This is a genomic window from uncultured Salinicola sp., assembly GCF_937921195.1.
Taxonomy (GTDB): Bacteria; Pseudomonadota; Gammaproteobacteria; order Pseudomonadales; family Halomonadaceae; genus Salinicola.
In genome coordinates this window covers 1-7,978 of record NZ_CALFQK010000117.1, presented here as the reverse complement: position 1 = coordinate 7,978, position 7,978 = coordinate 1, and the positions used below count along the sequence as shown (strand labels likewise).

Sequence of the window (7,978 nt, the reverse complement as noted above, 5' to 3'; positions counted from 1 at the left end):
TACAGGACGGTTCAAGCGACCGTGGCGAAGCTGGTAGACGCGCGACGTTGAGGTCGTCGTGGGAGAGATCCCGGGGAGGTTCGAATCCTCTCGGTCGCACCAACCGTCCTGATGCTCCTTCGGCTAATGGTAAGCCGCCTGACTCTGAATCAGGAAATCGGGGTTCGACCCCCTGGGGAGCATCCAGTTTCCGGCCCGCCTTCTCACTGGTGAGCGGCCGGACGAGCGGTGGGGGTCGCCGGATGGGCGGCCCCCGCTCGGATCAGATCTTCTTCAGGATGGAAGGCATCCGCTGGAGGGGGCCTATCTTCCTCTCGGAGATGCAGCTGACCTTGCTGACCGGAACCGTCGGGACCTTTCCGCGGCCGATCGTCGTCGGGCATTTGATGCAGCACTTCGGGCGCGACCCCTTGAGCTTGTCGATCGCTTCATCGACGATTGAGGTCGGAAGGACGGATCCGTCATGAATGGTCTTGCGCTTGTGCGCTTCCATTCGCATGGCGTCCTTGATCTTCTTGCGTTGTACATCGGTGAGAGCGGTCCGTCCTGCGTCGATGCTGTTATGGACCGCCTTGACCGCGGACGCGGCGACGGACGGCCTGTCCTGCCTGGTCTCTTCGGTCTTGAGATTGATCTCGCTCCTCACCTGCTCTTGTTGGGATGCATCCTGCGACTGCGCGATCGCCGGAGCGGAGACGCCGGCAAGGGTCAGGGCGGTGGCGATGGCTAGCTTCTTCATGCTGGTTCCTTTCATTCCTCGGAGAGAATCGAATTCCTCCCACCGGTCTCTTAGGATCGGTATGATGATACCCCAAGCACGAACTTTCCGAGTGAATGCAAATGGTTGTAATATGGCCCGTTATTTTTTCGATGCAGGGAGAATGACGGTGTCTCCTTCGCGCAGGCCCATCTGCGCGCTTTTCCCCGCCTCCAACTCCAACACTGCGATAACGGGCCTCTCGGGTGATACGTGCCTGAGGTCGCCCGGCTGCCGATCCGGTGCGACAAGGGATATCGTTCCGTCTTCCTCGATGAAGATCATGTCGAGAGGAATGAGCGTGTCCTTCATCCAGAACTGCGGGACGCGCGGTGCATCGGAGAGGAAGAGCATCCCGTCATGCGGGCCGATATCCGGCCTTCCCATGAGACCGGTCGAGATCTCGTGCGGATCGTCCGCGAGCTCGACGGTGAGATCGATGTGACCGGACGGTGTCACTACGGCGATATCCACGGAATCGAGTGTATCCTGGCTCTGTGCACAGCATGAGAGAAGGACCGACAGCGCGGTCAGTATGAAGGCCCGTGGAATCATGCGCTATTCTAGGATGCGGGGGCTGGCGAAACAAAGCCGCCGACCCCCGCATGAAGTCACTTGTGCGTCTTGTAGGCGACGTGACGATATGTGCTGTAACTGGAGCACCGAGCCTGACCGTAGAGCCTCGCTTCGATCTGGCTGCACAGGGAAGTGCTATCGCCATTGCGGTAATAGCTCCTCCAGACGAGATTGGGCGTTCCATCCCATGTCCGCTGCCAGGCGGTCCCGATGTAGAGGCTCTCATCCTGTGTGAAGGCCATGCCGGGAGCGGTCTCGTATTCGGTCGCATAAAGAGCACCGATGCTGGTGATGTTCGCGCCCGACATTCCGTCGGCCTTCCACTTGTCGATCGCCTCGCGGTTCTTGCGGAACCAGTAGGCGATGTAGTCGGCCTTCTCCAGGACGCTTGCATTGCCCGCGGGAATCGGTCCGGTCCACAGGGGTATGTCCCCCTCGGGCGCGCCTTCGCTCGTGTTGTAGATGGGCTGGGTGTAGACATGCCAGACATAGTAGTTCGAGTTCGGTAGTCCGGAATCGGCGGCAGTCACGGCTCTTGCCAGATCACCCTTAGCACCGATGCCGGCAGAGCCGTCGAAATCGGCGATCACGATCGTCGATCCGTCTGGAGCACCATGCATTCTCTGCCATGCCCGCGTGACCCCGATGTAGGATATCTCGGGCCAGGAGGGCGGCATGCTGTAGAGGAAGCCGGCATCGTAGAGCGACTTGGTCGACGGGAAGGATCCCGAGCCTTCGTCGATCCAGGCATCGGCAGCGGCCTCGACCTGCCGGATGTAGCATGCCAGCCACGTCCCGCGAACGTTCATCGCGGCATTTGCTGCCGGCTGGGCGCCGCATATGTCTGGCTGCGTGAAGCGCACGGGAGCCTGCGGACCCGTATCCACGGGACCTCCTCCGGTCGCCACCTCTCCTATGCAGCATGGCTCACGGCCTCCGAGCCTTCCGTCCGGGGAGTCGGACCCGTCGCAGCGATAGACACCGGTCGCGGTGTTCGCCTTGGGAAGGTCGAGCTGTTGCCTCGCCTTGAGGCAGATGTTCAGACTTTCCTCGTGATCCGTGGGGCCGAGCTTGGCTCGTATCATGCCGCCGTCGTAGTCGATCGCCCAGCGGTCGACCTCCATCGTCCGTGTCCCGATCGGCTGGTAGTCCAGATAGCCGGCCGATATCAATTCCTGCACCGGGTCGCCGCTCGTCGGATAGTGACCCTCCTGACGGTAGTAGAGCTCTAGTGCCGCCTCCATCTGTGCACCCTCGCCGACCAGGCGGCCGGCTTCCGCCTCGATCCGTCCGTTTCCGAAGGCGTCACCACCATAATACAGGATGAAGAGGACCGAGGCAGCTGCCAGCAGGACACCTAGGATGACGAGAGTGATCGTGGTCATGGCATTTCCGTCGATGGAATAGAAGGATAGCCGTGTTTTTAGGATGAATGGACTTCGTCCCGCAACCACCCGAGGAGGGGTTTATGCTTGCGCATGCGGAAATGTCCGAAGGCTCTCGTCGGGCGAGTGCGGATGCAAAAAAGGGGTGGCATTCCTCTGAATGCCACCCCTTTTGCTGTATTGGCGCGCCCTAGTGGACTCGAACCACTGACCTACGGTTTAGAAGACCGTTGCTACTATCCAGCTGAGCTAAGAGCGCGTTCCGGCCGTCATGCGGCCTTGGGAATATCTTTCTCGACGACGCCTGTCACGGTCACGGCTTCTCGGCCGGTCCAGCGCATCGTGAGGGTCAGCGCGTCGCCGTCGTTAGCCTGCGCCTCGAGGAGGGCCTTCGCGTTCTTCCCCTGCGCGATCAGGGAGACCATTCGGCTCTCCTTCTTGAGCTGGACGTTCATCACGCCCTTGGCCATCGGGTTGGCATCCGTCCCGTCCTTCTTGAGATACTGGATCGTCACCTTGTTGGTGCTCTCGGGGCCCTTCTTGCCCTTGGTGTAACGCATGTCTTTTTCCCTTCAGACCAGGATGTTCAGTATCTGCCCGCTACCCCCGGAGATCGGCCGTGTGACGATCGGATCGTCCCTCAGCTTCGCCTGACGGGCCATGCCCTCGTCGATGACCTTCGCGCGTGCACGGCTGAGCGCCTGCACATTGGCGTACGCCTGGGTGGTATAGTCTCCGAACAGTGCCATGACTGATCTCCTGGTGGATGAAGATGGTGCGCTCGACAGGATTCGAACCTGTGGCCTCCGGATTAGGAATCCGATGCTCTATCCGACTGAGCTACGAGCGCGTGCGAGAGATTTTTCCTCTCTCGAATTCTGATTCAGGTCCTCGGACCCCTGTCGGAAGGTCTGAAGTGCGTGGGTCTGTAATGCCGTGGGATCGGCTCTGATCCATGTCGCGTCCACGGCGAGCGCCAGGCCTTCTTGCCCTCGTCGAAATAGCAATCAGGTACGCGATACTCGTCACGCGGGAGGCCGGAAGCGGATGTGCGCACGATCCACAGGTCCACCCGCGAGGAGCGTCCGTCCCTGGGCGCCTCGGAGATATCCCGCCAATCGTCGTGCACCGCTTCCTGCGTCATCGTCCTTCTCGGTTTTTTCGAATGGAGGCCCAGACAGGATTTGAACCTGCGTTCCTTTCGGAAACCATGGATTTGCAGTCCAGTACCTTACCGCTCGGTCACCGGGCCCCTTCGATGCGACCTTGTAGGATGAGGTCGCGAATTGTCAAATGCCTACCAGCGTTCTCCGCAGATGAACGCCATGTTCCCGGCTTGCGGACGGATCATGAGATTGCGTTCCGCCATGATCTCGAGCCCCCAGGTCTTCTCCTCCAGGCCGGGAACGCGCTGGACGCGCAGCTTCAGGCCGAGTTCCGGCACCTCGATGATCTCGGTGGGGATGAGCTTGCCCTTGAAGGGGCCATGCTGCCGCCATACGACGAACTCCTCGGGCTCGCCCTGCGGTTCGCCGAAGGCCTTCTCGGCCTGCTTGATTGCGCTGTCACGGGACTTCTCGGCAGAGGCGATCCGGTCTGCCGCCCACTTGGGCAGACGCTTCATACGCCTTTCCTCCAGTTCCGCGGCGTCCAGCCTGGCATCGGGCACGTCCGGTCCTTCGATGTCGAGGTTCTGCGCGGCGTCTTCGAGAACGGTCTTCAGATCGAATCCGTCGATCGCGTCGATGAGCTCCTCGAGCGCTCCGTGGTCCATGGCCATGATCTGTCCGTTGTCGCCTTCACGCGCTCCATCGCTCATGTTGTCGAGCGATTCGCCGAGATCGTCGCGGATGCCACGCAGGTCGTCGAGAGCGGCCTCCATGGTCGTTCGCGCTGCCGCGATCGCTTCGAGAGCCTTCTTCGCCTTCGCGCTGCGCTGCTTGTTCATGTCTGCTTCTCCCTGTCCCTCATTCGGGTTCCGCGCGTGATGGCGTTCGAATCCGTCTTGCTCATCGGCCCCATGATGGCGCATGTCTGTGTCGGGCCGGCAAAGACCGTCCTGCCCTGGTCCCGCACGATCTCGACGTGGACGCCACGTTTGCGCGCTCTCTCGACGACCTTGGCCAGATGGTCTTCATCATCTACCTCGATGCATATCTTCGGTTGCCCGTCGGCGAGATACTGGTTGACGAGAAGCGGCTTGTCGATGGCGAGGCGGACGCCCGCCGAGAAGGCCGCATGTGCTGCCTGGACCTCGGACTTGCCTCTGGTCATCTCGTCGAGGTCGCCGCGGAACGCGAGCACCATCCTCATTTCCGCGTGGTTCTCCGCTTTCTTGTCCATCAGGCCGCCTGCTTCCGTGCTGCACCCCAGGGCTCGGGTTCGAGATTGTGGACCTCGACGCCGTAGAGGACGGCCTGGAAGAGCGCGATCCTGTCCTGCTTCCGCAGGAGATTGAAGCGTTTGGCCAGATATGTCGCCGTGAGGAACAGCCGGAAGAATTCGTCGCTCTGGGTGGTGATGAGGTTTATCTCGCCCTTGCGCCAGGAACGGAAGCCACCGGCGTCGTTTCCCGTGTAGAATTCGGGTGAACCCTCTTGGCTGAAACCAGCCTCCTGAAGTTTTTCGACTGGAACTTCTCGAACCAGCACCAGCCAGTCTTCGTCGGTATCCGTTGGCGCCGGATCACAGGTCACCCTGCTGCCGACCGGTTCCGCGTTGGCCAGCACGTCCGCGAGAGCCTCTGCGATCGTCTCGGGCAGCTTGGGGTTGACCGTCTTTTCCATCACCTTCTCCTCTCAGCCAATTGCTTCCCTGTTTCCCATGTAGGGTCGCAGGGCCTCGGGGATGGCGACGCGTCCGTCTTCGAGAAGATTGTTCTCGATGATCGCGACAAGAGCGCGTCCCACGGCGAGCCCGCTCCCGTTGAGGGTGTGCACATGACGCGTCTGGCCGTCCTCTCCACGATAGCGGGCGTTCATGCGCCGCCCCTGGAAGTCGCCGCACCAGCTGATGCTGGCGATCTCGCGGTAGGCGTTCTGTCCCGGCATCCAGACCTCGATGTCGTAGGTCCGGCGCGCCGCGAATCCCATGTCGCCTGCACACAGCAGGACGACGCGGTAGGGCAGTTCGAGCCTGTCGAGGATCCGGCAGGCGTCGGCTAGCATCCTGTCGTGTTCCGCCTGCGCGTCCTCTTCGCGGCAGATCGTCACCAGCTCGACCTTCTCGAACTGGTGCTGCCGGATGTATCCGCGCGTATCCCGGCCGGCGGCGCCTGCCTCGGCGCGGAAGCACTGAGTCAGCGCCGTCAGTCGCATGGGCCTCTCGAGATCTACGATCTGTTCTCGCACGAGATTGGTGAGGCCCACCTCGGCGGTCGGGATGAGCCACCGGTCATCGGCGGTCACGAACAGGTCCTCTTCGAACTTCGGGAGTTGCCCGGTGCCTTCGAGGACTTCACGTTTCACCAAGAGCGGGATCGCCGTCTCCTGGTAACCGGCCTCGTCCGTCTGGATGTCGAGCATGAACTGGCCGAGTGCGCGCTGGAGTCGCGCCATCTGGCCGCGCAGCACTGTGTTGCGTGTGCCGGCGAGGAGCGTGCCCGCCTCGAAGTCCATGCCGAGTTCGGGGCCGAAGTCGGCATGGTGCCTGCCGGCCTCGCCGGGATCTCCTCGGCGGGCGATCTCGACATTGTCGTTTTCGTCCGCGCCGTCAGGCACATCCTCGGCCGGAATGTTGGGTAGATTGAGGAGATGTTGGTGCTGCTGTGCGGGGATGTCGTCCTGCTTCAGGTCGTATGCGGCGATCCAGTCCTTTGCTTCCGTCACTTCCCCCTTGAGGCGCTCGGCCTTTTCGGTGTCGCCGGCCTTCATCGCCTCGCCGATCTGCCTGCTCTTGGCGTTGCGCTCGGCGAGGCGCTTCTGCTTCTCAGTCTCGTTGTCACGCAGGGCCCGGTCGAGGACGAGCAGTCGCTTGACCTGCTCTCCGGCGTCGGGAACGCCCCGACGCGTCAATCCGTCGACATATGTCTGCGGATCGGCCCGCATTGCCTTGATGTCGTGCATGGGATTTTCCTTTCAGATTCCCTGTTTCATGGCCGCCAGGGTCAGTCTGTCGACTCCCACGGCCCAGCCGCATCCGTTCTCGTAGCTTCCGCCGCCGGCGATCTGCTTCTGCGCACCGAGTGCTTCCACCCGGGCCTCGAAGCCGTTGCGCGAGTAGTAGGAGAGACCGCGCACGGCGTCTCCGTCGATGTCGCATTCGACGCCTGTCGCCTTCAGGGCGCTGACGAGCAGGTCGCGGCATTCGTCTTCGTAGTAACCGGGCCCTAGGACTTCGATCCCGAACTGGGTGAATTCGCGGTAGCGCCCGGCCTGCGGCCGCTCGTAGCGATAGCAGCGCTGCTCGTAGAAGACCCGGATCGGCTTCGGGAGCGACTTGCCCCAGCGTTCGCGGTATTCGCGCTGCAGGAGTGCGGTTGCCTCGGGAATGAGCGTGCAGGGGCGCCCGCCCTTGTCGTCGAAGGTCCACATCTGTCCTTCGATCTCGCGTCCCGACCGGTCGTACCATACGTCCGGTTCGGCGATCGCGGGGAGGATCACCTCCGAGAAGCCTTCATTGATGAACCGACCTCCGGAGAGAATCGACGGTGCTGCGGAAGACGGCCGCTTCGCGGCCCTGGATGATGCGAGTGCCCTTGAGCATGATGATGTTCCTTCTGTCCTATCGCCTTGCGCCGCGCGCAGGCCTGTATTCGATGCGGCAGCGACTGCCTATCGGCATGATGCACTTGTCGCCGCTTCCGGTGTTTCCGATGAGGATGGGCTCCTGACCCGCGTCCTCCATGGCCTTGGCCGCCTTGCGGAGATGTTCGAGTGCGGCTTCGAACCGCAGACGTGCTGCCGTGCCCTTGGGGCCCAGGCGTCCTGCTTCATGGATGTTCATGAGTCTGTCTCCAGGAATGTGCCGCGTTCGTGATAGCGGACGCCGGCATTGCCCTGCATGCGGATCTCGCCGCGGTCCATGGGGCCGGTCCAGCCGGATACCACCGGCTCGATGCCGAGTGCATTTAGAGCGAGGGTACAGCGGTCGACCTCGGCCATGGCGGCCTCGAATTTCGCGCGGGCTTCCGCGACGCGCGGATCCCGTGCAGACTTGTCTTCGATATCGAACATTCTCTTGTCCTTGTGAGTTGGAGCGGACGACCGGATTCGAACCGGCATTCTCAGCTTGGAAGGCTGATGCTCTACCATTGAACTAC

Annotated in this window: 12 protein-coding genes and 5 tRNA genes; 2 read left to right on the top strand and 15 right to left on the bottom strand. The window is 61.9% G+C overall.

From position 1 onward, the window contains the following. The first annotated feature begins 15 nt into the window (after positions 1–15). Both Q0602_RS13205 and Q0602_RS13200 read left to right on the top strand, forming a co-directional pair. Positions 16–102, top strand: a tRNA-Leu gene (locus tag Q0602_RS13205). A 10-nt stretch (positions 103–112) separates the two neighbouring features. After that, a tRNA-Gln gene (locus Q0602_RS13200) sits at positions 113–186 on the top strand. Between the two features lie 76 nt (positions 187–262). On the opposite strand, the gene Q0602_RS13195 is transcribed toward Q0602_RS13200, so the two are convergent. The 15 genes from Q0602_RS13195 to Q0602_RS13125 all read right to left on the bottom strand — a co-directional run bounded on the left by Q0602_RS13195 (position 263) and on the right by Q0602_RS13125 (position 7,892). Then, positions 263–739 carry a hypothetical protein gene (locus Q0602_RS13195; protein ID WP_298844043.1) on the bottom strand — a complete coding sequence of 159 codons (477 nt, stop codon included), beginning with the start codon at positions 737–739 and terminating at the stop codon, positions 263–265. 120 nt (positions 740–859) lie between these two features. Then, a complete protein-coding gene (locus tag Q0602_RS13190) occupies positions 860–1,231 on the bottom strand; it encodes a DUF192 domain-containing protein (protein WP_298844041.1) in 372 nt (123 codons plus the stop codon). A gap of 137 nt (positions 1,232–1,368) precedes the next feature. Beyond that, positions 1,369–2,718, bottom strand: a complete 1,350-nt coding sequence (locus Q0602_RS13185; RefSeq protein WP_298844039.1) for a hypothetical protein — start codon at positions 2,716–2,718, stop codon at positions 1,369–1,371. A gap of 181 nt (positions 2,719–2,899) precedes the next feature. Next, positions 2,900–2,977 (bottom strand) — tRNA-Arg (locus tag Q0602_RS13180). A 10-nt stretch (positions 2,978–2,987) separates the two neighbouring features. Next, a complete protein-coding gene (locus Q0602_RS13175) occupies positions 2,988–3,278 on the bottom strand; it encodes a hypothetical protein (protein WP_298844036.1) in 291 nt (96 codons plus the stop codon). Positions 3,279–3,290: 12 nt separating this feature from the next. After that, positions 3,291–3,467, bottom strand: a complete 177-nt coding sequence (locus tag Q0602_RS13170; protein ID WP_298844033.1) for a hypothetical protein — start codon at positions 3,465–3,467, stop codon at positions 3,291–3,293. A gap of 24 nt (positions 3,468–3,491) precedes the next feature. After that, a tRNA-Arg gene (locus tag Q0602_RS13165) sits at positions 3,492–3,568 on the bottom strand. 316 nt (positions 3,569–3,884) lie between these two features. Continuing rightward, positions 3,885–3,970: transfer RNA gene (locus tag Q0602_RS13160), tRNA-Cys, on the bottom strand. 45 nt (positions 3,971–4,015) lie between these two features. After that, positions 4,016–4,666 carry a hypothetical protein gene (locus Q0602_RS13155; protein WP_298844030.1) on the bottom strand — a complete coding sequence of 217 codons (651 nt, stop codon included), beginning with the start codon at positions 4,664–4,666 and terminating at the stop codon, positions 4,016–4,018. Continuing rightward, positions 4,663–5,061, bottom strand: a complete 399-nt coding sequence (locus Q0602_RS13150; protein WP_298844027.1) for an aminoacyl-tRNA hydrolase — start codon at positions 5,059–5,061, stop codon at positions 4,663–4,665. The genes Q0602_RS13155 and Q0602_RS13150 overlap by 4 nt, the downstream gene beginning before the upstream one ends. Further along, positions 5,061–5,504 carry a hypothetical protein gene (locus Q0602_RS13145; protein WP_298844024.1) on the bottom strand — a complete coding sequence of 148 codons (444 nt, stop codon included), beginning with the start codon at positions 5,502–5,504 and terminating at the stop codon, positions 5,061–5,063. The genes Q0602_RS13150 and Q0602_RS13145 overlap by 1 nt, the downstream gene beginning before the upstream one ends. Before the next feature lie 12 nt (positions 5,505–5,516). Then, positions 5,517–6,782 carry a serine--tRNA ligase gene (gene serS, locus Q0602_RS13140; protein ID WP_298844021.1) on the bottom strand — a complete coding sequence of 422 codons (1,266 nt, stop codon included), beginning with the start codon at positions 6,780–6,782 and terminating at the stop codon, positions 5,517–5,519. Positions 6,783–6,794: 12 nt separating this feature from the next. Then, the gene (locus Q0602_RS13135) at positions 6,795–7,340 is read right to left on the bottom strand and encodes an ATP phosphoribosyltransferase regulatory subunit (protein WP_298844045.1); all 546 of its coding nucleotides are present in this window, start codon (positions 7,338–7,340) and stop codon (positions 6,795–6,797) included. Between the two features lie 100 nt (positions 7,341–7,440). Continuing rightward, positions 7,441–7,662, bottom strand: coding sequence for a hypothetical protein (locus tag Q0602_RS13130; RefSeq protein WP_298844018.1), 222 nt, complete (start codon positions 7,660–7,662; stop codon positions 7,441–7,443). Next, a complete protein-coding gene (locus tag Q0602_RS13125) occupies positions 7,659–7,892 on the bottom strand; it encodes a hypothetical protein (protein WP_298844015.1) in 234 nt (77 codons plus the stop codon). The genes Q0602_RS13130 and Q0602_RS13125 overlap by 4 nt, the downstream gene beginning before the upstream one ends. Between the last annotated feature and the right edge of the window lie 86 nt (positions 7,893–7,978).